This window comes from Telluria beijingensis, from assembly GCF_030770395.1.
GTDB classification, from domain to species: Bacteria; Pseudomonadota; Gammaproteobacteria; order Burkholderiales; family Burkholderiaceae_D; genus Telluria; species Telluria beijingensis.
In genome coordinates this window covers 2,565,233-2,588,683 of record NZ_CP132480.1, presented here as the reverse complement: position 1 = coordinate 2,588,683, position 23,451 = coordinate 2,565,233, and the positions used below count along the sequence as shown (strand labels likewise).

Sequence of the window (23,451 nt, the reverse complement as noted above, 5' to 3'; positions counted from 1 at the left end):
CGTCGCACTACGCCGGCGCACGCCGCGGTGTTACCATGCCGGCTCGAACCTCCATCATCTATCGACACCATGCCGAAGAACAAGCGTCCCGCCCCCCGCACCTCGAACAATACGCGCGAACCCGATACCGAGCGCCAGGCCCGGTTGATGGCCGATATGGCCCTCGAAATCGCCGAACGCGAGGACGACGCAGGCCCCGGCGGTGAACAGGAAGAAGCCCTGGCCAGCCTGGTGCGCAAGGCGATCCGCAAGAAGCACGACGAGGTGCTGTACGAGGCCATCGAACTGGCGCGCTACACCGATCCACTGGCCTGCCGCCTGCTGCGCGCGCGGATCGAGGAAGAAGCGGCGACCCTGCTGCTGCGCCGCGAGGAAGGCCCGGAGTACGAGATCGACGCCTTCCTGGTGCCGCTGTTCGTGCGCAGCCGCGGCGGCCTGGATGCCCTCGAGACCTTCCAGGACGAAGCCGCGTTCGAACAGCTGGTCGCCAGTTTCCAGGCCCATGGCCTGGACGGCAAGGGCGCACGGGTGGTGCTGCTGCAGCATGCCTACGACCTGGCCGAGATCGACCACGTGCCCTTCGGCACGCTGCACCAGATGCTGCGCGAAGCCGCCGCCTCGCTGCTGGAAAAGAAATTGCAGCCGGCGCCGACCATCGAGGCCAGCATGCGCGGCTGGACCGGCGAACCCGTGGCGCCCGACGAGACCGCGCTCGAACTGCGCTTCCTGCTCGGCTTCTCGCTCAAGCGCGCCGACGATCCGTTCTACCGCATCCCGAAGGACGAAGCGGGCAGCGATGCGTGGTTCGCCGCACGCCTGGAGCGTTACCGCGGCTGGACCGAGGCCGTGGCGCCGCTGGTGGCGCGCCTGCTGGCGCGCGACCCGGACCGCCTGGAACTCAACTTCCTGTACCAGGACCTGTTCTACGGTGCCAAGGAGCAGGGCGTGGCCGAGCTGGCGACGCTCGGCGTGCTGGCCGAGGCCAGGCGCCTGCTGGAGGCGAAAGACCTCGACCCCGACGCGGTGCACGCCGCGGTGGCGCCGCTCGACATGGGCGAGCACGTCGTGCTGCGCGCCAACCTGTATGCGCTTGACGGCGGCCTGCCGTGGGGGAGCGTCGAGAAGCCGGTCGACCTGGCCGCCGACCTGGCCGCCGAGGTCGACGAATTGTGCGACGCACTATTGTCGCTGGGCCTTGAAGGCGTGTCGGTAGCGACCGGCTTCAGCGCCGACGGCCATGCCGAGGGCGCCGAACCTTATCACCCGGCTTGATGCGGCAGGGGCCGGGCCTTCGCCCGGCCTGGCCGAGAGGGCGGTAAACAGGCGTATTCGGCCCGCGATTCCGATGCAAACAGTAAAGTTTTTGCCGTTTTTACGTAGTTGATTTTCTTGTGTTGCTGTAGGAGGCGCCTTACAGGGACTTGCCTGGAAGACGGACTCTCCCTATGAGGCACAGCAGTTAGACCACAATATTTGTGACACCAGCCGCAATCTTGCTTTGCATAACTGAAAATATTGGGAAAATTGCATGCTAGGATGCCATGGTCCGACCGGGTTCCCGTGCGCCGCCACGGCCTTGTGAGAGAGAGAAGAACCGGTCCGGTGTACCTTGCCAACAACTAGAGCGCCCCCAAGGCGAAAGGAAATCGACATGCCGACCCTGATCGTGTTTTGCCACCTCCGCTGGGACTTCGTGTTCCAGCGCCCCCAGCACCTGATGACCCGCCTGGCCGAACACTACGACATCCTCTTCGTGGAAGAACCGATGCATACCGAGGGCGAGGCACGTCTGGAAAAAACCGAAGTCGCCCCGAACATCACCGTCTGCCGCCCGCATACGCCGATCCAGCAGTTCGGTTTCCATGACGACCAGTTGCCGACCCTGCAAGCGCTGCTGGCCGACGTGGTGCCGCAGGACGCGGCGCCGATCGTCTGGTTCTACACCCCGATGGCGCTGCCGCTGCTGCAGGTGTTCAAGCCATTGAAGGTGATCTACGACTGCATGGACGAACTGGCCATGTTCAAGAATGCGCCGAAGCAGCTGCTGCAACGCGAAAGCGCACTGCTGAACATCGCCGACGTCGTCTTCACCGGCGGCCCGAGCCTGTACCAGTCCAAGCGCGACCGCCACGCCAACGCCCACTGCTTCTCCAGCAGCGTCGACGCCAAACACTTCCGCCAGGCCCAGGAGCGCGCGATCTCGCACCCGGACCAGGCCCACATCCCGCATCCGCGCCTGGGCTTCTACGGCGTGATCGACGAGCGTTTCGACGTCGACCTGGTCTCCAGCATGGCCGACGCCCATCCCGAATGGCAGATCGTGCTGGTCGGCCCGGTGGTCAAGATCGACCCGGCGACCCTGCCCAAGCAGCCGAACGTCCACTACATGGGCCAGCGCACCTACGACCAGCTGCCGCAGTTCCTGGCCGGCTGGGACGTCTGCCTGCTGCCGTTCGCGATGAACGACTCGACCAAGTTCATCAGCCCGACCAAGGTGCTCGAATACATGGCCGCCGAGCTGCCTTGCGTGTCGACGCCGATCACCGACGTCAAGGTGCCGTATGGCGACATCGTCGAAATCGCCGAGTCGCACCAGGACTTCATCGCCGCCTGCGAGCGCCAGCTGGCGCTGGACGCCGACGAACGCCAGGGCCAGGCGCGCCGCATGCGCGAAATCGTGGCCGGCACCTCGTGGGACCTGACCGCCAGCCGCATGCATGACCTGATCGGCAGCGCGGTGCCGGGCAACAAGGTCGAGCGCTTCTTTGCCGCCGGCCAGGAAGCCGCCCACGTGCAGGCCGAAACGCTGCCGGTAGCGCAGGTCGGATAAACGAGAGACTGGGCTGAACCGATAGGATCAGCCAAGCCACCACGTCGTCCCCGCGCAGGCGGGGACCCAAGGTTGCCTGCACTGCCACTTCAGATACCACGAGTGGCTGCGCATGAAAACTTGGGTCCCCGCCTTCGCGGGGACGACGCTTTGGGGCTAACAAAAGAATATACAAAGACGCTCACACCCTCCTGAGCACTTCCTCGATCGCTTCCACCGTTGCCGGCTTGGTCAGGTGTTCATCGAACCCCGCCGCGCTGGTCTTGGCGCGGTCGGCTTCTCCTCCCCACCCGGTCAGCGCCACCAGGCGGATCCCCGCCAGGCGCGGATCCTGCCGGATCGCGGCCGCCACCTCATAGCCCGACATCCCCGGCATGCCCAGGTCCAGGAACACCACGTCCGGCATCAGGCTGGGCAGCATGCGCAGCGCCTGGCGGCCGTCGTTAGCGACCGGCGCGCGGTGGCCCATCATGTTCAGCAGGGCGGCCAGGGTCTCGGCCGCGTCGCGGTTGTCGTCGACCACCAGCACGCTGCATCCTGTCGCCGGCGCGTCCTCCGCCACCTGGCTTCCCGTATCGCCCGCTTCGCCGGCGGGAAGGGAAGGCGCCGCGTCGGCGGCGAGCGGCAGGCGCACCGTGAACACGCTGCCGGCATTGGTGCCGGTGCTGGCGGCGCCCACGCTGCCGCCGTGGAGTTCGACCAGGCTGCGCACCAGCGACAGGCCGATCCCCAGCCCACCCGATCCCGGCTGCTGCGCCTGGCCGACCTGGGTGAACATGCGGAACACGTCGTCCAGCTTGTCGGGCGCGATCCCGATCCCGTTGTCGGACACCGTCACCACCGCCTCGTCGCCCTCGCGCGCGGCGGCCAGCACGATGCTGCCTCCCTTGGGCGTATAACGCGCCGCATTGTTCAGCAGGTTGCTCACCACCTGGGTCAGGCGGGTAGGGTCGGCGTCGAGCGCCAGCGCCTCGCCCGGGAGGCGCAGGTCGAAGCCGTGGCGCGCCGCCTCGATCAGGGGCATGCTGGTCTCGGCCGCCGCCGCCAGGACGGTCGCCAGTTCGATCCGCTCGCGCCGCAGCTCGACCTGGCCGCGCGTGATGCGCGCCACGTCGAGCAGGTCGTCCACCAGGTTCACCAGGTGGTCCAGCTGGCGTTCCATGATGTCCTGCACGCGCGCGACGGCATCCAGGTCGCCGGGTGCGCGCCGGATGAACTGCAGGCCGCTGCGGATCGGCGCCAGCGGGTTGCGCAGCTCGTGCGCAAGGGTGGCCAGAAATTCGGTCTTGAGCCGGTTGGCTTCGGACAGGTCGGCCGCCATGCGCCTCAGCGCGGCTTCGGAGCGGCGCCGTTCGGTGATGTCGGTGAACAGCACCGCGACCCGGCGATTCTCGGGCCCGCCCAGGCGCACGGCGTACACGTCGTACCAGCGGTCCAGGCCCTTGGCCTCGTTCTCGTAGCGCACCGCCTCGCCGGTAGCCGCCACCTGGCCGTAGATGTCGAACCAGTGCTGCTCGTGCCCGGGCACCATCTCGCGGATGGTGCGGCCCACCGCGTCGGCCAGGCCGGTGTGCTTGATGAAGGCCGGATTGGCCTCCACGAAGCGGTAGTCGCAGGGCCTACCTTCGGTGTCGTAGAGCATGTCGATCACGCACAGGCCCTCGTCGATCGAATCGAACACGGTGCGGTAGCGCTCCTCGGTGGCGCGCAGCTGCTGTTCGGCCTCGCGTTGGCGGGTGGCGTCCATCACCACGCCGTGCACCTCGCGCGGGGCGCCGTCGGCGCCGTACTCGACGTGGCCGCGCGCGATCATCCAGCGCCATCCGTTGCCGGCCCGGATCCGGTAGGTGGCGGCGTAGCCGCCAGCGCCAGCGATCGCCGCGTCGATCTGGGCCACGGTCGGCGCGACGTCGTCGGAATGGATCGCGGCCAGGTAGTCCGCAATCGGCGCATCGAGACGGCGCTCGGGCGCCACGCCGAACAGGGCCGCCATGCGGGTATCGGCCTCGACCCGGTCGGCCGCGATGTCCCATGACCAGATGCCCAGCTCGGCCGCTTCGACGATGCGTTCCAGGCGCGAGCGGGTCTGCTCCAGCTCGGCCTCGGCGCGGCGCCGCTCGCGCTGGCTGTCGAAGGCGTCGATATAGAAGCGCGCCTTGGCGCGCAGGATGGTGGGCGAGAGCGGCTCGGTCAGCACGGCGATGGCGCCGACGTCGTACAGGAGTTCCTGGGGAAACGGCATCGGCTGCGGCAGGCCGACCGCGACGATCGGGGTGCGGCTGGAGCGTGGATTGGCGCGCACCGCGCGGATCGTGTCGAGCATGCCCTGGGCGTCGCCCGAGTAGCCAACCAGGATCAGGGCGAAATCGCCTGCGCGCGACTGGGCCAGGCCGTCGAGCGGCGTGGTGGCCCGGACGATGGTCTGGTCCAGCTCGCGCGAAACCTGGTTGACGATCGGATCGTCGATGGCGCGCTTGCAGATGAACAGGACGCTCCTGCGGTTGCCGTTGTCTGTGTTGTCGGTCAAGTGTTCGTGGCCCATCAAGGTGGTTATTCAGGCAATCTGGCTATTTCGGCAATCTAAGTGCCTGACAGGGCCATGTCAACACTTTGCGCTGTTTTGGTGCAGCGGTATCCGCTTCAGGATTTGTCGGGCACCCGCTGCGACGGCACCGGCGTCCTGAGCGCCTCGGGGATGGCATCGGCAATCCCCTGCGACGGCGCCTGGCCGATGCGGCGGGCCTCGTCGGATTGCTGGTCGAGGTTGACTTCTTCGGCCACGTCGAAGCGGCCGTCGTCGGCGCCTTCCGTGCCCGGCAACAGGTTGTCGGAGCGGTTATCCTGGCCGCCGGCGGGAACCGCGGCATCCTGTTTGCGGTCTGATTGATCGGGAGCGCTCATGCTGGCCTCCATGGACGGTTTGACATGCGCCGATTATCGCGCAGCGTCCGTGCGCCAGGCGCACGCCAGCGGCATGGTACATGGACCGCGATGGATGGATCGCGACGCATGGATCGCGATCATGCGTCCGGCTTCTTACGCGGCAGGTTCTTTTCCAGTATCGCCCACAAGATCAGCCCATAGGCCAGCAGCCTGATCAGGTAATGCAGCGGCGAATCCTCGCCGCCGCCGTCGCGCAGCGCCGCATACACGCGGTGCAACCCTTCGATCGCGAACGACAGCGCAAAGTACAAGAAAAAGCGGTCGCCGCTGGCGCGCCAGAAGCGCACGAAGAACAGGGCGATGGTCAGGGAGGCCATGGCGATCGCGCCGGCGAGCAGATGGTTCATCGCCTCACTCCTTCTCGTGGATCAGGCCATACAGCAGGAGCAGGCAGGCGAGCAGCGCGCTCGCGAGCCGCCAGGGCAGCAGGTCGACCTGGGTCGGAAACACCACCTTGTCCAGCAGCAGCAAGAGATTGTTCACGGTCATGCCCGTGAAACAGGCGCCACTCCAGAACAGGAGCCGGTGGCGGGTGCGCCGGTAGCTGGCGAACAGCAGGACGGCGCAGGTCAGCGAGGTCAGCATGCAGAGGGTATAGATCACTTCGCCCATATCGCTTCATTCCGAAGGAATTGCTCGTTATTATTGTCTCGGCGCCCGGGCGCCTGATGTTGAGTGTATTGCATATCGATTGCTGCAAGCTGACGCGTTTACTCGTCCTTGCGCAGGCGGAAGGCATCGGCGAACTGCTGGGCCTGGCGCTCGAGACTGGAATGGATCAGGTGCGTGACGTCGACCAACTGCCTGGCATACAGGTCGGCCAGGCGATCGATCCGTTCGCGCAAGACTTCGCTGGCGGGATCATAGCGGTAGCAGTGCGCGGCCGGCGGATCGCAGGGCCGACTGATTCCCGCGGTGCACAGGTCGGCCAGCAACTGGCTCGCGACGCGCTCGCGGATATACAGGCGGCTGGCCAGCATGGCGCTCTCCCACTGCTGCGTAGGATCGGCACGCAGCAGCAGCATGGCTTCCAGGAAGGGCACGGAGGGGATGCTCGTCAGGATAAAACGGCGTAGATCCTCCGGAATGGGCGAATGGGTCATTCGTGGCGCATTTGTTTCCCAAATGGAAAATCTTATTGAGAAAGCGACAATTTTAAAACATTCCGCGGGGAATTGCTCGGCCAATCGTGCGCGCCTGCGCACTGCCATTCCCCGTGCATTTGTATGCGTGGGGCCATTGCTCAGCTAAAATGCCGGCTTTCGTCACCATTGTCGTTCAATCATGCTTCGCTCCACCTTGGGCAGAGTTCTTGCCCGCATCGCCATCGCCGGCGCGTTGTTCGCCGCCGGCGCGGTCCAGGCCGCCAGTTGCCCGGTCCACTACCTCGACGGGCGCGCGCCCGAGATTCATAACCAGAAACTGGCGGCCGCGACCCGCGAGCTGTGCTACGGCGTATTCGGCGTCATGCATTCGGGCGTGACCCGCACCCCGCTGTGGTCGGCCGAGTATGTGCGCGCCGACAATCTCAAGCGCGCTCAGGGGCTCGATCGCGACGACAATTTCCATGCCGAGCAGCGCCTGCCGCGCGGCCAGCGCGCCGAACTGAAGGACTACGCACGCAGCGGCTTCGACCGCGGCCACCTGGCGCCCAACGCGAACATGCCCGACCGCCGCACCCAGCGCGAAAGTTTTTCGCTGGCCAATATGGTCCCGCAGGACCGCGATCACAACCGCCACATCTGGGCCCCGATCGAGGGCGCGGTGCGCACCATGGCGAAGAAGGAAGGGGAGTTGTACGTGATCACCGGCCCGGCCTTCCTGGGCGCCAGCCTGAAAAAGGTGGGCAATGTGATCGTGCCGAGCCACTTGTACAAGGTGGTGTACAGTCCGCGCCAGAAGCTGGCGGCGGCGTGGTTCACCGAGAACCGCGCCGATGCGCCGATCAATGTGGTGCCGGTGGCCGAACTGGAGCGCATCGTCGGCATCGAACTGCTGCCGTCACTGTCCACCAAGCAGAAGGAACGCATGCTGCGCCTGCCGAAGATCAAGCAGCGCAAGAACCGATCGTAAAGGAACCTCATGAGCAAGAAGAAATCCACCTTCACCCCGTTCGCCAATGAATCCGAAGTGGCCGGCATCGGCGACCTCATGCTGGAAAACCGCGTCGACCGCATCACGATCTCGGGCGACGTCGACCTGACGGCCGACGTCCCGGGCCTTGCGCGCGCGCGCCGCCTGCATGCGTTGCTGGGCGAGATCGTGGCAGCCCTCGAGGCGCGCGAGTTGCCCGACGAACTGCCGCCGCCCGACATCAAGACCATCGACAATCCTTTCGCCTGACGCACGCGGCGCCGGCCCATCCGCGCCATCAAGGCCCGGCGTCCAGCCGGGTCTGCCACCCTCTCTTTTCTCCTCCTGTCGTCCCCATCCTACGTGCTCATCCGAGCGCGTCCGACACCCTCGTCCGCCCTGAATTTCCAGGGGTCAATGGTGCGCGAGTCCCATCAGTATTGGAGTAATCTTGACAACATAGCGCAAGACAAGCGGCGACGTCGTCGCCCGGCGCAAGGACCCCATTTTCGGAGGAACGACCATGCAACATACCCTTGTCGCGGTGTTCGATAACCGCACCGATGCGCAGAACGCCATGAATGAACTGCTGTCGTCGGGCTTCACCCGCACCGACGTCCGCCTGTCCAACGCCGATCCGACCGGCCAGACCGACAGCATCACCGGCCGCTCCGACATCGATACCGCGCGCAGCGCCGACGGCGATACCGGCATCACCGCCAGCATCAAGAACTTCTTCAGCGACCTGTTCGGTTCCGATAACGCGGAACACGTGAGCCGCTACGAAGGCGCCGTCACCCGCGGCCACCACGTGCTGACCCTGGTCGCCGAATCGCTGCCGGAAGTCGAGCGCGCCGCCGACATCGTCGAGCGCTACGGCCCGACCGATATTGACGAGAACGCTACCGGCACGCCGGACGTCGCCATGGGCGGCATGAGCGCCGGCGCCATGCGCATGGGCAGCCAGGCCGGCATGCAGCAATCGTCCTCGATGTCGGCCCAATCCGGCTCGCTCGGCAATGCCCAGGCGGCGTCGACGCCAAAGCTCGACAATCCGGGCGATCGCGAGCTGTTCCAGCAACGCTCGGTCAACCAGGACCGTCCCGTGGGCGGCACCTACCAGGAATCGCTGGGCAATAGCGGCCTGACCGCGACTGGCGGCACCTCGCTGCAGAGCTCGACCCTGCGCGACGACCCGATCCAGAATTCGCCGCTCGAAGGCAGCCAGCAGGGCGGCCTGTCGGCCGGCAGCGCGCAGCTGGACAACGACGGCATCGTCAAACAGGGCGCGACCCCGTCGGCGCCCGGCGCCCGCCCGCTGGCCGGTAGCTCGCTCGGCGCCGCCGCGGCCGGCTCGTCGATCCAGGGTTCGGCCCTGGAAGGCTCGGTGCGCAGCGATTCGCTGCAGCGCGATACGCAGGTCGGCGGTTCGCTCTCGGGCAGCGGTTCGCTGTCCGGCAGCTCCAGCCTGGACAAGCAGCGCAGCGGCATGCGCATCTTCTCGCGCGAGCGCCAGGACGCGTCGCCGATGGCCACCGGTCTCGGCGCCTCCAGCAGCCTCTACGACGATGACGACAGCTATTACCGCAACCACTTCAATACGACCTATGGCGCGACCGGCGCTACCTACGACGACTACCAGCCGGCCTACAGCTACGGCAGCGAAGCCGCGCGCAGCGGCCGCTACACCAACCGCGCCTGGGACGATATCGAAACCGACTTGCACAGCGACTGGGACAGCCGCTATGCCACCAGCGGCGAACCGTCGACCTGGGAAAAAGTGAAGGCCGCCGTGCGTCACGGCTGGGAACGCATGACCCGCGACGATGACGACGACATGTACCGCAGCCACTACGACAGCACCTACGCGTCCAGCGGCGATCGCTACGAAGACCTGAAGCCGGCCTATTCCTACGGCAGCGAGATGCGTCGCAGCGACCTGTATCGTAACCAGCCTTGGGACGATGTCGAGGGCTCCCTGCGCACCGGCTGGGACAACCGCATCGACGGCACCCGCGACTTCAGCACCACCGGCAGCGACACCAGCGAGCCGTCGACCTGGGACCGCGTCAAGAACGCCGTGCGTCATGGCTGGGACCGCATGACCGACGACAACGACGACGATATCTACTACCGCAACCACTGGAACTCGACCTATGGCGCGGCCGGCGGCGCGTACGACGAATACCGTCCTGCCTATACCTACGGTTCGGAAATGGCGCGCAACGACCAGTACCGCGGCCGCAGCTGGGATGCGGTCGAGACCGACCTGCGCAGCGACTGGGATACGCGCTATCCGGCCAAGGATGGCGGTCCGTCGACCTGGGACAAGATGAAGGCGGCGGTGCGCCGCGGCTGGGATCGCATGACGGACGACGATGACGACGTCTATTACCGCAACCACTGGAATTCGGTGTATGGCGCGGGTGGCGGGGCGTATGACGAATACCGTCCGGCGTACAGCTATGGGTCGGAGATGGCGCTCAACGACCAATACCGCGGGCGTTCGTGGAATGACGTCGAGGGCGACCTGCGTAGCGATTGGGATACCCGGTATCCGGGTGAGCAGTCGACGTGGGAAAAGATGAAATCGGCCGTGCGTCACGGCTGGGATCGGATGATGCGTTGAGCATCAAGATGCGAACTCCAGTAATTGCGATAGGCTGACGAGAACTTTTGGAGTTGCAATAACCACGTCGTCCCCGCGCAGGCGGGGACCCAAGTCTTCACTGCGGCCACTACGATTCGAACATATGGTGCGCTACGAGACTTGGGTCCCCGCCTTCGCGGGGACGACGTCGTTTATCGCGCGAACACCTCGGCCGCCGGCGTGATCGTCACCGCCTCCGGCTTGATATTCAACTTCATCGAACCGATCTGCTTGTCCTCGTCCAGCAGGCTTTGCGGCTTATTGGCGTCATACTTGATCGGCGAGAAGGCGTCGCTCACCAGCGCCTCCTTCAAACCGGCAGCATCCTTGGTGATGATCACCACCGACAGGTTTTTCGCCGACAGGTGCTTCCTGATCGCCGCATTGACGTCGGCGGCAGTCAGCTTCGACAGCGCGTCACGCATCATGGTCGTGAACTCCGGCGTGCCATACCACTGCGAATCGAGCGCATAGCCCAGTTGCTGGTCCTGGGTCGCGGTCATCACGAACACGTTCTTGAGCAGGTAGTCGCGGGTGGTCTCGAAATCAGCCTGGCTAATGCCGCCATCGACCATCTTGCCCAGTTCGTGCAGCGCCACGCGCAGCGCGAAGTGGCCGTTCTGCGGCGCCACCGGACGGATCCACACTTCGAACAGCTGCGCCTTGCGACCCAGGTTCGGGTTCGGGAAGAACTGGAACATCCCGCGCGGGAAGGCTTCGATATAGGCATAGTCGCCATAGTTCATGCCGCGCTCTTCGCGGATGCGCTGGTACAGGTGGGCGCTCGAGGAACGGTGCTCGCCGAGCCAGGTCTTGGCCAGCCACAGGGCAGCAAAATCCGGATGCTTGCGCGTGACCTCAAGCGGCAGGCCGAACGAGATCGCGGTGGCGCGGGTGTTCTTTTCGACGATTTCGACTTCCAGGCCGTTCGGCATGCGGCCCTTCGGCACGTTCGTCGCCGGCAGGCCGGCGCCTTGCGGCAGGCGCGCCAGCTGGGCCTTGAGCGACGCCGTCATTGCGTCCGTCACGTCGCCCGAGATGCCGACCTTCACCGCGCCGCGGGTATAAGCCTGGGCGTAGAAGGCCTTCACGTCGTCCAGCGTGATGGCGTCGATGCCGGCGACGGTGCCCAGCACCGGATGACCGTAGCCGGTGCCGGCGAACACGCGAGCCTGTAGCCTTTCCTTGCCGAACTCCTCTTCGTTATTGTCCTTCAGGTCCAGCACCAGGGCGTTACGCTGGGCGTCCTTCAGGCGGCGGAAGTCTTCCTCGCGGAAGCCTGGATCATTCAACAGCGGCATGGCAATGCCGAGGAATTGGTCCCAGTTATCCTTGTGGATCGTGCCGGTGAAGGTCGTCATCTCCTTGTCGGTCTGCTCGGTGAAGCTGCCGGCCATCGGGAACAGTGCCTTGGTCACCTCGTCGATCTTGCGCTCGCGCGAGCCGCTCGAGGCCACCATGGCTGCCGTCAGGGCGGCCAGGCCTTCCTTGCTCTTCGGATCGTGGGCGGAGCCAGCCGGGAACAGCAGCTTGAAGCGAATCTGCGGCAACGTCGACTTCTGCACCAGCACGTCGAATTTGGCATCGCCCGCCTGCGGGGCGAACGAGGCCAGCTTCGGCAACTCTTCGATTCCCTTCGGCAGCGCGGCGTGCGACAGGGTGGTGACGACCATGCTGTCGTCGACCAGGTATTTGCGCGCGGCGGCCTGCAGGTCGGCCGGCGTGAGGCTGTCGATCACGCGGTAGTACTGGTTCAGCGTGCCATACGAACGCTCGAAGTGCACGTACGAGGCCAGGGTCGAGGCGATCGCCTCGGTGTTGTCGAGCGAGCGGATCAGGCCATACTTCTGGGCCGACTTGGCCGCTTCCAGTTCCTGGGCGCTCACGGGTTCGTCGCGCAGCTTTGCCACCGTCTGCAGGATGGCGTCGCGCACCATGAGCGCGTCCGCCGGGTTCTTCACCCGCGCGCCGATCGTGGCCAGGGTCGGATCGACCCGGTTCGGCGTGAAGTCGAACAGCTGGTCGACCTTTTGCTCGTCCTGCACCAGGCGCTTGTACAGCGGCGAGGTGCGGCCAAACGACAGCGACAGCGCCATCGACAGCGCCGCCTGCTCCTTCTGCTGGGCGACGAAGCTCGGCGCGCGGTAGGCCACCGTCACCAGCGGCAGGGTCGGCGTCTGCCAGGCCACGTGGCGGTACTGGGCGCCGCGCGGGGCCGGTTCCACCGGCACGTTCGACTTGAAGGTGCCGCGCTTCCAACCGGCCCAGTATTTCTCGACCATCGCGATCGCCTTGGCCGGCTCGACGTCGCCAGCGATGATGATGGCGGTCTTTTCGGGGCGGTACCAGCGGTCGAAGAAGACCTTCGAGTAATCGTACTGGTTGGGCATGTCCTCGATGTCCTTCAGGAAGCCCATCGTGGTGTGCTTGTAGGTGTGGGTGGTGTAGGCGGCGTCGCGCTGCACCTCGAACAGCTTCGACATCGGGTTGGCGCTGTTCTTGTTGTATTCGCCCAGCACGGCGCGCGATTCGGTCTTGAAGGCCTCGACCGGATACGACAGGTGCTGGAAGCGGTCCGCCTCGACCTTCAGCACCGTCTCCAGGTCCTGCTTGGCGAAGGTGGTGTAGTAATTGGTCAGGTCGTCGCTGGTATACGCGTTCTGGCGCGCGCCGGCCTTGGTGATCACTTCCTGGTACTTCTCGGGCGGGTAGGTCGGCGTCCCGCGGAACATCATGTGCTCGAAGAAGTGGGCGAAGCCCGACTTGCCCGGCTCGACTTCATTGCGCGAACCGGTCTGCACCGGGATGTGGACCGAGACCAGGTTCGGGAAGCCGGTCGGCACCACGATCACCTTCAGGCCATTGGGGAGCAGCTTCTCGGTCGCCTTGAACGGCAGGACGTCGGCGGATGCCGCCTTCGCCGGGGCGGCCGGCGCCGCGCTGGCCGGCGCGGCCAGCAGCACGCCGGAAATGAGCGTCGCGAGCGTGGTGCGCGACAGGGTCGAATGGAACACGATGTCTCCTTGGAAAATAGACAATCGCGAAGGATAGTCTATCCGCCAAGGAATGAACAGCGGCAGGATGCCGCGTGTTTACGCGGCCTCGGTCATCGGCAGGCTGATGCGGTTGCGGCCCAGGTGCTTGGCGCGGTACAGGGCGGCGTCGGCGATCGCGACCAGCTGGCTGGCGTGGTTGTCCTGACCGGCGATGGCGGTGGCGGCGCCGATCGACACGGTCACGTGGCCGGCGGCGAAGCGGCACGGCAGTTGCAGCTGCTCGACCCGGCAGCGGATGCGTTCGGCCACGATGGCCGCGCCCTTGAGCGACTGGTTGGGCAGGATGACGGCGAATTCCTCGCCGCCGTAGCGCGCCACCAGGTCGTTGGCGCGCATCTCGCTGGCCACGGCGCGCGCCACCCGCTTGAGGCATTCGTCGCCGCCCAGGTGGCCATGGGCATCGTTATAGGCCTTGAAGTTGTCGACGTCGACCATCAGGAGCGACAGCGGCTGCATCTGGCGCAGCGCGCGGTTCCATTCCGCATGCAGGGTGTCGTCGAAGCAGCGCCGGTTGGCCAGGCCGGTGAGCCCGTCGCGCGTGGCCAGCTGCTCGAGCGCGATCTGCGCCATCTTTTCGTCGGTCAGGTCGCGCAGGGTCTCGACCACCGCCGACAGCTTGCCGCCGGCGTCGAAGATCGGGCTGGCGTCGGCCGCCAGGTAGCGCCGGCGGCCGGCGCGCGGCATGTCGCACCAGCTCTCGATCGACAGCGCGGGCGGGCAGCGGCCGCCGGCGGCCGGCGCCTGGGGGCGGGCCGGACGCGATTCGTCGCGCCGGCCCTTGAGCACCAGGTCGGCCAGGGTGGGACGCTGCTGCTCGTAGAAGCTGCGCCAGTGGTCGCCGGTGCCGAGCACTTCGGGCGCAGGCACGCCGGTGAGCTGCTCGCAGGCGCGGTTCCAGATCATCACGCGGGCATCGGTGTCCAGCACGAACACGGGCACCGACAGGCTTTCCATCAACTGCCCCACGAAGGCCACGTCCTGGACCAGGGCTGTCGGGCCTGTGGCGGTGCTGGGTGAGCTCATGAGCCGTCCTCTGCGGTTGGTTGCGGTATCGGTTGCGACAAGTCATCCCTTGCCGCCAGGGTCCGATACTGCGCCATGCGCAGGTTTACGCCATTGATTTTCAGCAAAAACAATGGCGGGATGGAATTTTCGCAACGGCCATGCGGAGCTAGGCGACCTCCGCCATGACGGGCAGCGACAGCGACCAGCGCGCGCGCCGTTCGGCGGTGGCGACCTTGCGCAGCACGCCGCCCAGGGCGCGGATCTGCTCGTGCAGTTCGGCGGGTAGGGCCGACAGGTCGTCCGCGGGACCGGCGCAGCCGTCGATCTCGAGGCCAAGCGTGCCGGCGCCTTCGAGCAGGCGCACATGCAGTTCGCGCTCCTCGCCGGTCGTGCTCGCGCGGCTTGCCGTGCCGGCCAGCACGTCCTGCAGCACGCGGAACACGGCCAGGCGCGCGGTCCGGTCCTGGCTGGCGCGCGACCCAGGGTCGATGCCGGCCTCGAAGCGGTAACGCAGGCCGTGGCTGTGGGCATGGTCGGCCAGGCAGCGCTCCAGGGCCTGGCGCAAGCCATCGCCTGGATTGACGCCGCGCAAACCTCCGACGACGGCGCGCACCGCGTGGATCGTGCCATCGATATTCGCCAGGGCGTGGTCGAGCCTGGCGCCCAGGGCGGGCGCCGCCCCGGCGCACTCGTGCAGGCTTGCCATCTCATTGCGCAAGCTCAACAGGCGGCGGCCCAGCTCGACCTGCAGCTCGCAGCCGATCCGGGTTCGTTCGCCCTCGCGCACGCCCTCGTGCTGGCGCACCAGCCGGCACAGCACGTCGTGGTTGTCGGCCAGCGCCTGGTCGGACTGGCAGCGCGCCTCGCGCTCGGCCGCCAGCTGGTGCTGCAGGGCGCGCGCGCGTTCGTCGGTCGTGACGCTGCGGCGCAGGCCGATATAGGCCAGCACCAGGGCCGCCAGGGTCACCAGCGCGCAGGCCAGCACCTCGGGCGGCGCGCTACGCCACGGCATCGGCACCAATGCATGGGCTTCGCTCGCCGCGGCGCCGTCGGCAAGAAGGGACAGGGAAACTAGGAATAACACAGTCTTTGTCATGAGTGGCCCTCTTACGGGATTCGGAATGTTCCGTAGGACATTACCGCTGGGCGTCTATAGGAATATTGTTGCTTCTCAAGCGAGGGCGTTGCGACACAGTCTGTTGGGCGGGTGCAACCGGTCGCGGGCGGCTGCGCGACGCCGGCCGGCGCGCTATAATGGAAGGTTGACGAGAGGCTTACCGTGACTTACAGCATCAAAGAGATCTTCTATACCTTGCAGGGCGAGGGCGCCCATGCGGGGCGGCCGGCCGTGTTCTGCCGCTTTTCCGGCTGCAACCTGTGGACCGGGCGCGAAGCCGATCGCCCAAGCGCGGTGTGCCAGTTTTGCGACACCGATTTCGTCGGCACCGATGGCGAGCGCGGCGGCAAGTTCAAGACGGCCGAGCTGCTGGCGGCCGAGATCGACGGCCTGTGGCCGGCAAGCTACCCGGCAAGCAAATACGTCGTGTTCACCGGCGGCGAACCGCTGCTCCAGCTCGACCGTCCGCTGATCGACGCCATGCATGCGCGCGGCTTCACCATCGCCATCGAGACCAATGGCACCCTGCCGGTACCGGAAGGCGTGGACTGGATCTGCGTCAGCCCCAAGATGGGGTCGACACTGGCGGTGCACAAAGGCAGCGAGATCAAGGTCGTCATCCCGCAGACGGGGCAAGACCTGGCCGCCTACGAAGGGCTCGACTTCGAGCATTTCTACGTGCAGGCAATGGACGGTCCGCTGGCCGCCCACAACCTGCGCCTGGCGATCGAGACCTGCCGCGCCAACCCCAAGTGGAAGCTCAGCCTCCAGACCCACAAACTGTTGCAGATTCCTTGAGATTTATATTTAGCACCAATGTTGACCATTACCCGCAAGCTTGAATTCGATGCCGGCCACCGGATTCCCGACCACAAAAGCCAGTGCCGCAACCTGCACGGCCACCGCTATACCCTTGAAATTACTCTGACGGGCCAGGTGATCGATTCCGATGGCAATTCCGATAACGGGATGATCATGGATTTCTCCGACGTCAAGGCGCTGGCAAAACAGCACCTGGTCGACGTGTGGGATCATGCCTTCATCGTGTACGAAAAGGATGACAAGGTGCGCGAGTTCCTGGCATCGCTGCCCGACCACAAGACGATCGTGATCGACCGCATCCCGACCGTCGAAAACCTGGCGCAGGTGGCCTTCGACATCCTGAAGGCCGTGTTCATCGACCGTTTCGGTACCGGCCTGCGCCTGCACAAGCTGGTGCTGCACGAGACCCCGAACTGCTGGGCCGAGATCACGGAATGATGCCGGATCCGACGTCCGCCGCGACGCACGAACAGGCTACCGTCGTCGAAGCCGCCGTGCATGCCGATCCTCGGGCCGAAGCCTATATGGCGCTGGCCCTGGCTCAAGCGCAATTGGCCTGGGAGCGGGGCGAAGTGCCGGTCGGCGCGGTCGTGGTCAAGGACGGAGAAGTCATCGCGACCGGCTTCAACCAGCCGATCGGCGGCCACGACCCAACCGCGCACGCCGAGATCGTCGCCCTGCGCGCGGCAGCCGAGAAGCTTGGCAATTACCGCTTGCCGGGGTGCGAGCTGTACGTGACGCTGGAACCGTGCATCATGTGCTCGGGCGCAATGATGCACGCGCGCCTGGCCAAGGTGGTGTACGCGGCCACCGATCCCAAGACCGGCGCCTGCGGCTCGGTCGTCAACCTGTTCGATGAACAGAAGCTGAACCATCACACCCAGGTGCTGGGTGGCGTGCTTGCCGGCGAGGCGAGTACGCTGCTGAAGGCGTTCTTCGCCGAACGCCGCGCCGCGTCGCGCAAGCCGGTCGCCTGAGCGGGAGCGCTGGCGCGCCGCTCAACCCCAGGGGGTGTAGGCGAAGCCGTCGGCGACCAGCGTCGCGACCTGCCCGACATTTTCGGCGCTGGCGCTGAACGCGAGCAGCACGTCAGGGCGCTCGATGCCGGCCGCCAGCGCACCGAGCCAGAAGTCCTTGCCTGCCTGGTCCGGTGTCCGATGCAGCACGTTGCGGTACAGGGTGTCCAGGAAGACGCCATCCGCCGTGTCCGCGCCGAACCTGGTCCTGAACTCCGGGCTTGCAAGGAACTGGCCGGCGGCCTCGCCCAGCGACATGCCTGCCTCGACCTGGCCGATCCAGAAACCGATGCCGCCCATGTCGGGCTTGCGGTCGAAGGCGGCCTGGTACAGTCGATAAACCTGGCCCGGCACCTCATCGACATCGACATCGAGCGCGTACGCCGCGTCGGCGAACGCCAGCCGCTCGACATTGCGCAGGTGGGCGACATAGCCGGCGCCGTCATCGACGGTGAAGCCATCGCCCGCACTGCGCACCGTATAGCGGGCGGCCCGGTCGCCGAACACAACCCAATCCAGCCCGTCGCCGCCATCGATCTGCGTGAGGCGGCCGGCACTGTCGATCCGATCCGCCGCCGCCGTGCCTTGGTGGACGACGCCGGCGCCGCTATGGTCGAATCCCTGCACGAATTCTCCCGTGACGAAGGACTTGACCGTGTAGCCGAAAGCCTGGGCGCCCGGCAGCGGTTGCAGCACCACGTCGATCGCCGGCGCCCTCGACACCTCGGCCGAGGTGAACCCACCCAGCACGACGCGACCGATGCCGCCGCTGACGCTCGTGGAGACTTCGAGCAGTTCGCTGCCCATATCCTTGACCACCACTTGCCCGTAGGCGGCCTGGGTGGCGTCGTACTCGAAAATCAGCTTGAACGCCGTCCAGTCGCCATCGCCCCAGGTGCTGGTGGTGACCCGATGCACCACGCTGTCCGGGGCGATGGTGGTCGTCACCCGTGCCGGGGCCGCCTCCGGTTTTCCGTCGGCGACGGTCATCGTGGTGCGGATGCCCATCGCCTCGAGCTGTGTGGCGTCGTAGTCACGGCTGTTGCCGGCGGCATCGGTGACGACGACCCGGGTGACGCCATAGACGCCCACTGGCGTATTGGCGCGCAAGGGCAGCCAGGAAGTCGCGCTACGCGGCGTGGCGTCGTCGAAGGTGTCCGTGCTGCCTGGCTGCGGCACGGCGAAGTTGGCGAAGCTCCAGCCCTGGTAGCCGAGCGCGCCGTCGAGGTAGACGACGACGTCGCGCACGCCGGTGCCGCCTTCGTTGTCGCGCGCGCCGGCGCGGATCTCGACATTGGCCGAGCCGGTGCTCAGGTCGATCGTCGCAGGCAGCTCCAGCGAGGTCAGTGCCGGCGCCGTATCGTCGACGATGCCGCCGCTGACAGTGATGGCGGTGCGGATGCCCAGCGCCTCCAGTTCGGACGTGGTGTACGTGCTGACATTGCCGCTTCTGTCCTGCACTTCTATCCGCGCGATATGGTATGTGCCTGGCGCGGTCTTGTCAGTGAGCGTATAGCTGCCGTTGGCCGTGTGCGGCGTGGTATCGCCGAAGGTATCGGAGCGGCTGCTCCCAGGCAACAGAAGGCGATCGCTGGCGCCGGTATCGAAGCCCAGGGGGCGGTCGAAGAAGACCGTCACGTCGGCAATCCCGCTCCCTCCTTCGTCGGTCGCCCGCACCGAGGCCACGAACGGCGCCAGTCCGGCGCCCACGTCCAGCGTCTCGGGCAAAATGAGCGCCGCGAGCGTCGGCGCGATCCGGTCGTCGATCCCGCCGACGATCCGGATGCGGGTGTCGATACCGGCGGCGCGCAGGTCGTCGGCGGTGTAGCCGGTGGCATTGCCCGCATTGTCGTACACCCATACGCCGATCACGGAATAGTTGCCCGGCGCGGTGGCATTGGTGACCGTCAGTACCGTGCTCGCGCTATGGGGAGTCGCATCGTCGAACGTGTCGCGCCCGTCCGAGGGCACCAGGAAAGCCTCGCTTAGTCCGTAATCCATGCTGATCCGGCGATCCAGGATGATGAACACGTCGCGGATGCCCGACCCGCCTTCGTCGGTGGCGTGGACAGTGACTGTTCCGCGGCCAAGGCCACTGCTGACGTCGATCAGGGCGGGCAGGGTCAGTCCCTTGAGGACAGGTTTGACGAGATCGGGCATGGAGAGCGGGGCGAGTAGGTTAAAAAAGCCAGCCCGGGATTCTAGCTGTCCATACGGCTGTCAATATACACAGAATGTCACCACATGCGCACCGCCGCGCGCAGGGCTGCGACACGGCCCGGGGAAGGTGATATGCTGGAACCGTGCTGCAGCGGGCGGGCGCCCGGACAGCGCATGGGACGCTCCGAAACGATTTCTGCCATGCAGTGCGCAAGCTGAACTAGCCGTCATGCCTACCCTCCACGCCAACGGACTGCGCATCGCCTTCGACACCGCGGGCGACCCGAAAGCCGCGCCGCTCCTGCTCATCCACGGCCTCGGCATGCAGCTGACCGACTGGCCCGGCGACTTCGTCGAGGGTCTGGTCGAGCTCGGTTTCTACGTGATCCGCTTCGACCACCGCGACAGCGGCCTGTCGAGCAAGTTCGAGCAGGCCGGAACGCCAAGCCTGGCGCTGGCGCAGGTCAAGCGCGCGCTCGGCTGGCCGTGGCGTCCGCCCTACGGCATCGACGATTTGGCAGCCGACGCCCTGGGCGTGCTGTCGGCGCTGGGCGTGGCCCGGGCCCACCTGGTGGGTGTCTCGGCGCTGGGCGGGCTCATCGCCCAGCAGCTCGCCGTGCGCCATCCGCAACGGGCGCGGAGCCTGACTGCCATCATGTCCACCAGCGGCCGGCGCGCGCTGCCGGGGCCGACGCCGCAGGTGCGCAAGGCCCTGGCCAGCCGGCCCGCCGATCCGGCCAACCTCGACAGCGTCATCGAGCATGCGGTGGGTCTGCTGCGCCTGCTGGGCAGCCCGTCCTATCCGACGCCCGACGCCCAGCTGCGCAAGCGGGTCACGCGCTCGGTGCGCCGCTGCTATTGCCCAGGGGGCAGCCGGCGCCAGATGCTGGCGCTGCTGGCCGCCGGCGACCGCAGCGCGCTGTTGCCCACGATCACGGCGCCGACCCTCGTCATCCACGGCGCCGCCGATCCTTTGCTGCCGCCGGCCTGCGGGCAAGACATCGCGGCGCATGTCGGCGGCGCGCGGCTCGAGATCATCGAAGGGATGGGGCACGACTTGCCTCCACAACTGGTCGAGCGCATCCTTGCCTTGATCGACTCCCACGCGCGGGGTAAGATGTTGCCAAATTCAACACCCCGGCTTTTCGTCAAACAGTGATCACACCCCGTCTCGGCATCGCCATCGTGGCGCCCGCCGGTTGCATTGCCGACCCGTCCGCACTCGATCGGGCCATTGCGCGCTTCGAGGCGCAAGGCTTCCTGGTGCGCAACTACTACGACCACAGCTGCACCCACCAGCGCTTCGGCGGCACCGATGCCGCGCGCCTGGCGCAGCTGCACGCCGCCGTGGCCGATCCCGACGTGCATTTGATCATCGCGCTGCGCGGCGGCTATGGCCTCAGCCGCCTGCTGCCCGCCATCGACTTCGAGGCGATTGCCGCCAGCGGCAAGATCGTGGTCGGTTTTTCGGACCTGACCGCGCTCCACATGGGCCTGATGGCCAAGGCAGGTGGACTCAGCTATGCCGGACCGATGATCGCGGGCGACTTCGGCGCCGTCGACCCGGTGGCTTTCACGATCGACGATTTCTGGTCCTGCCTGGCGGGCCCAACCCATACGATCGTCGAGCGCGCACAGGGCAATCCGGCGCTCGACCTGCGCGGCACCGTCTGGGGCGGCAACCTGGCGATGATCGCTGCGCTGTTGGGGACGCCGTACTTTCCGCGGATCGACGACGGCATCCTGTGGCTGGAAGACATCGGCGAGCATCCCTACCGGGTCGAGCGCATGCTGCTGCAACTGATGCAGGCCGGTGTCCTCGCGCGCCAGCGCGCCGTGGTGCTGGGCGATTTTTCGGGTTACCGCCTGGGTCCGCTCGACAATGGCTACGACGCCGACGCGATGCTGGCCTACCTGCGCCAGACCCTGCCGCTGCCGGTCCTGACTGGCCTGTCTTTCGGCCACATCGACCGCCGCGTCACCATCCCGTTCGGCGCCCAGGGCCACCTCGTGTCCGATGCCGACGGGTTCACCTTGACCTTGTCCGACTACCCGACCTTGCGCCGCGCCTGAGCCGCGGCTGTCGGGAATCCTGCCCCATTCGCCGCCGGGGGCATGGAATGGTAAAATAGCCGGTTAATCAAATACGCTTTTTGGGGTAATACAGTGCTATCCACAGCCAATATCACGATGCAATTCGGCGCCAAGCCGCTGTTCGAGAACATTTCCGTCAAATTTGGCGAAGGCAACCGCTATGGCCTGATCGGCGCCAACGGCTGCGGCAAGTCGACCTTCATGAAGATCCTGGGCGGCGACCTCGAGCCGAGCGCCGGCAACGTCAGCCTCGATCCGGGCGAGCGCCTCGGTAAACTCCGCCAGGACCAGTTCGCCTACGAAGACGTGCGCGTGCTGGACGTGGTCATGATGGGCCACACCGAGCTGTGGAACGCGATCGCCGAGCGCGATGCGATCTATGCCAACCCGGAAGCCACCGACGACGACTACATGAAGGCCGCCGAACTCGAAGGCAAAGTGGCCGAATACGACGGCTACTCGGCCGAGGCGCGCGCCGGCGAACTGCTGCTGGGCCTGGAAATCGGCACCGACCTGCACCAGGGGCCGATGAGCGCCGTGGCGCCGGGCTGGAAACTGCGCGTGCTGCTGGCCCAGGCCCTGTTCTCGAACCCGGACATCCTGCTGCTCGACGAACCGACCAATAACCTGGACATCAACACGATCCGCTGGCTCGAGAATATGCTCAACGAGCGTAACTCCACCATGATCATCATTTCCCACGATCGCCACTTCCTGAACCAGGTGTGCACCCACGTGGCCGACATGGACTACGGCACCCTGAAGGTCTATCCGGGCAACTACGACGACTATATGCTGGCGTCGACCCAGGCCCGCAACCAGCAGTTGGCGAACAATGCCAAGGCCAAGGAAAAAGTCGCCGAACTGCAGGACTTCGTGCGCCGCTTCTCGGCCAACAAGTCGAAGGCGCGCCAGGCGACTTCGCGCGCCAAGCAGATCGACAAGATCAAGATCGAAGAGTTCAAGCCATCGTCGCGCGCCTATCCGTTCGTGCGCTTCGAAGGCGAGAAGAAGCTGCACCGCCTGGCGGTGGAAGCCGAGAACATCTCGAAAGCCTATGAGCGCCAATTGTTCAAGAACTTCTCGATCATGGTCGAGGCGGGCGAGCGCATCGCGATCATCGGCGCCAACGGCGCCGGTAAAACCACGCTGCTGCGTTCGATCGGCGGCGACCTGTGCGGCTTGCAGCCGGACACCGGCCGCGTGAAGTGGGCCGAGAACGCCAACCCCGGCTATATGCCGCAGGATCCGACCGAGGAATTCGCCAGCGGCGAGACGCTCACCGACTGGATGGGCAAGTGGACGCAGGAAGGCGACGACGACCAGGCCGTGCGCTCGATCCTGGGCCGCCTGCTGTTCGGCGGCGACGAAGTCAAGAAGTCGGTCAAGGTGCTGTCGGGTGGCGAGAAGGGCCGCATGATGTACGGCAAACTGATGCTGGGCCGTCATAATGTGCTGCTGCTGGACGAGCCGACCAACCACATGGACATGGAATCGATCGAGTCGCTGAACATCGCGCTCGACAAGTATGCCGGCACCCTGATCTTCGTTTCGCACGACCGCGAGTTCGTGTCTTCGCTGGCCACCCGCGTCATCGAGATCCGCGAGAACGACGTGGTCGACTTCCAGGGCAACTACGAGGAATACCTGCGCAGCCAGGGCATCGACTGATCGTTGAAGGAGAG

20 protein-coding genes are annotated in these 23,451 nt (G+C 66.1%); 11 read left to right on the top strand and 9 right to left on the bottom strand.

Annotation, left to right across the window (positions count from 1 at the left end):
* Nucleotides 1-69: 69 nt before the first annotated feature.
* On the top strand, nt 70-1,272 hold the full coding sequence (locus Q9246_RS11535) for a DUF2863 family protein (protein WP_306397684.1): 1,203 nt from the start codon (nt 70-72) through the stop codon (nt 1,270-1,272).
* Nucleotides 1,273-1,651: 379 nt separating this feature from the next.
* Nucleotides 1,652-2,830, top strand: a complete 1,179-nt coding sequence (locus Q9246_RS11530; RefSeq protein ID WP_306397683.1) for a glycosyltransferase — start codon at nt 1,652-1,654, stop codon at nt 2,828-2,830.
* Between the two features lie 181 nt (nt 2,831-3,011).
* Here the strand turns inward: Q9246_RS11530 and Q9246_RS11525 are convergent, their stop codons facing one another.
* The 5 genes from Q9246_RS11525 to Q9246_RS11505 form a co-directional block, all read right to left on the bottom strand.
* Complete coding sequence (locus tag Q9246_RS11525; RefSeq protein ID WP_306397682.1) at nt 3,012-5,357, bottom strand: hybrid sensor histidine kinase/response regulator; 2,346 nt, start codon at nt 5,355-5,357, stop codon at nt 3,012-3,014.
* Between the two features lie 113 nt (nt 5,358-5,470).
* Entirely contained in the window at nt 5,471-5,731 is a 261-nt protein-coding gene (locus Q9246_RS11520; RefSeq protein ID WP_306397681.1) for a hypothetical protein, read from the bottom strand.
* A 119-nt stretch (nt 5,732-5,850) separates the two neighbouring features.
* Complete coding sequence (locus Q9246_RS11515; protein ID WP_306397680.1) at nt 5,851-6,120, bottom strand: DUF5985 family protein; 270 nt, start codon at nt 6,118-6,120, stop codon at nt 5,851-5,853.
* A 4-nt stretch (nt 6,121-6,124) separates the two neighbouring features.
* A complete protein-coding gene (locus Q9246_RS11510; protein WP_306397679.1) occupies nt 6,125-6,385 on the bottom strand; it encodes a DUF5985 family protein in 261 nt (86 codons plus the stop codon).
* 98 nt (nt 6,386-6,483) lie between these two features.
* Nucleotides 6,484-6,816 carry a hypothetical protein gene (locus Q9246_RS11505; protein ID WP_306397678.1) on the bottom strand — a complete coding sequence of 111 codons (333 nt, stop codon included), beginning with the start codon at nt 6,814-6,816 and terminating at the stop codon, nt 6,484-6,486.
* A 241-nt stretch (nt 6,817-7,057) separates the two neighbouring features.
* On the opposite strand from Q9246_RS11505, the gene Q9246_RS11500 reads away from it, so the two are divergent.
* The 3 genes from Q9246_RS11500 to Q9246_RS11490 all read left to right on the top strand — a co-directional run bounded on the left by Q9246_RS11500 (nt 7,058) and on the right by Q9246_RS11490 (nt 10,475).
* Nucleotides 7,058-7,846, top strand: a complete 789-nt coding sequence (locus Q9246_RS11500; protein ID WP_306397677.1) for a DNA/RNA non-specific endonuclease — start codon at nt 7,058-7,060, stop codon at nt 7,844-7,846.
* A gap of 9 nt (nt 7,847-7,855) precedes the next feature.
* Entirely contained in the window at nt 7,856-8,116 is a 261-nt protein-coding gene (locus tag Q9246_RS11495; protein WP_306397676.1) for a hypothetical protein, read from the top strand.
* A gap of 253 nt (nt 8,117-8,369) precedes the next feature.
* Nucleotides 8,370-10,475, top strand: a complete 2,106-nt coding sequence (locus Q9246_RS11490; protein WP_306397675.1) for a general stress protein — start codon at nt 8,370-8,372, stop codon at nt 10,473-10,475.
* Between the two features lie 173 nt (nt 10,476-10,648).
* Here the strand turns inward: Q9246_RS11490 and Q9246_RS11485 are convergent, their stop codons facing one another.
* The 3 genes from Q9246_RS11485 to Q9246_RS11475 form a co-directional block, all read right to left on the bottom strand.
* Nucleotides 10,649-13,510 carry a M16 family metallopeptidase gene (locus tag Q9246_RS11485; protein WP_306397674.1) on the bottom strand — a complete coding sequence of 954 codons (2,862 nt, stop codon included), beginning with the start codon at nt 13,508-13,510 and terminating at the stop codon, nt 10,649-10,651.
* Nucleotides 13,511-13,588: 78 nt separating this feature from the next.
* Nucleotides 13,589-14,575, bottom strand: a complete 987-nt coding sequence (locus Q9246_RS11480) for a sensor domain-containing diguanylate cyclase (protein ID WP_306397673.1) — start codon at nt 14,573-14,575, stop codon at nt 13,589-13,591.
* Between the two features lie 148 nt (nt 14,576-14,723).
* Nucleotides 14,724-15,653: a sensor histidine kinase gene (locus Q9246_RS11475; RefSeq protein ID WP_306397672.1), complete on the bottom strand. Its 930-nt coding sequence runs from the start codon at nt 15,651-15,653 to the stop codon at nt 14,724-14,726.
* Between the two features lie 183 nt (nt 15,654-15,836).
* On the opposite strand from Q9246_RS11475, the gene queE reads away from it, so the two are divergent.
* Genes queE through tadA form a run of 3 tightly spaced genes read left to right on the top strand, consistent with a single transcriptional unit; the run spans nt 15,837 to nt 17,473 of the window.
* Nucleotides 15,837-16,472: a 7-carboxy-7-deazaguanine synthase gene (gene queE / locus Q9246_RS11470; protein ID WP_306397671.1), complete on the top strand. Its 636-nt coding sequence runs from the start codon at nt 15,837-15,839 to the stop codon at nt 16,470-16,472.
* A gap of 18 nt (nt 16,473-16,490) precedes the next feature.
* Nucleotides 16,491-16,934, top strand: coding sequence for a 6-carboxytetrahydropterin synthase QueD (queD, locus tag Q9246_RS11465; protein WP_306397670.1), 444 nt, complete (start codon nt 16,491-16,493; stop codon nt 16,932-16,934).
* Complete coding sequence (tadA, locus tag Q9246_RS11460) at nt 16,931-17,473, top strand: tRNA adenosine(34) deaminase TadA (protein ID WP_422802367.1); 543 nt, start codon at nt 16,931-16,933, stop codon at nt 17,471-17,473. Before queD ends, tadA begins: the two co-directional genes overlap by 4 nt.
* A gap of 21 nt (nt 17,474-17,494) precedes the next feature.
* On the opposite strand, the gene Q9246_RS11455 is transcribed toward tadA, so the two are convergent.
* A complete protein-coding gene (locus Q9246_RS11455; protein ID WP_306397669.1) occupies nt 17,495-19,672 on the bottom strand; it encodes a DUF4214 domain-containing protein in 2,178 nt (725 codons plus the stop codon).
* Nucleotides 19,673-19,901: 229 nt separating this feature from the next.
* Here Q9246_RS11455 and Q9246_RS11450 point away from each other — a divergent pair, with 229 nt between their 5' ends.
* The 3 genes from Q9246_RS11450 to Q9246_RS11440 all read left to right on the top strand — a co-directional run bounded on the left by Q9246_RS11450 (nt 19,902) and on the right by Q9246_RS11440 (nt 23,437).
* Nucleotides 19,902-20,831 (top strand): alpha/beta fold hydrolase, encoded by a 930-nt coding sequence (locus Q9246_RS11450; protein WP_306397668.1) that lies wholly within the window; start codon nt 19,902-19,904, stop codon nt 20,829-20,831.
* Complete coding sequence (ldcA, locus tag Q9246_RS11445) at nt 20,828-21,745, top strand: muramoyltetrapeptide carboxypeptidase (protein ID WP_306397667.1); 918 nt, start codon at nt 20,828-20,830, stop codon at nt 21,743-21,745. The genes Q9246_RS11450 and ldcA overlap by 4 nt, the downstream gene beginning before the upstream one ends.
* A 93-nt stretch (nt 21,746-21,838) precedes the next feature.
* Nucleotides 21,839-23,437, top strand: a complete 1,599-nt coding sequence (locus Q9246_RS11440) for an ABC-F family ATPase (RefSeq protein WP_208278833.1) — start codon at nt 21,839-21,841, stop codon at nt 23,435-23,437.
* Nucleotides 23,438-23,451 lie beyond the last annotated feature (14 nt).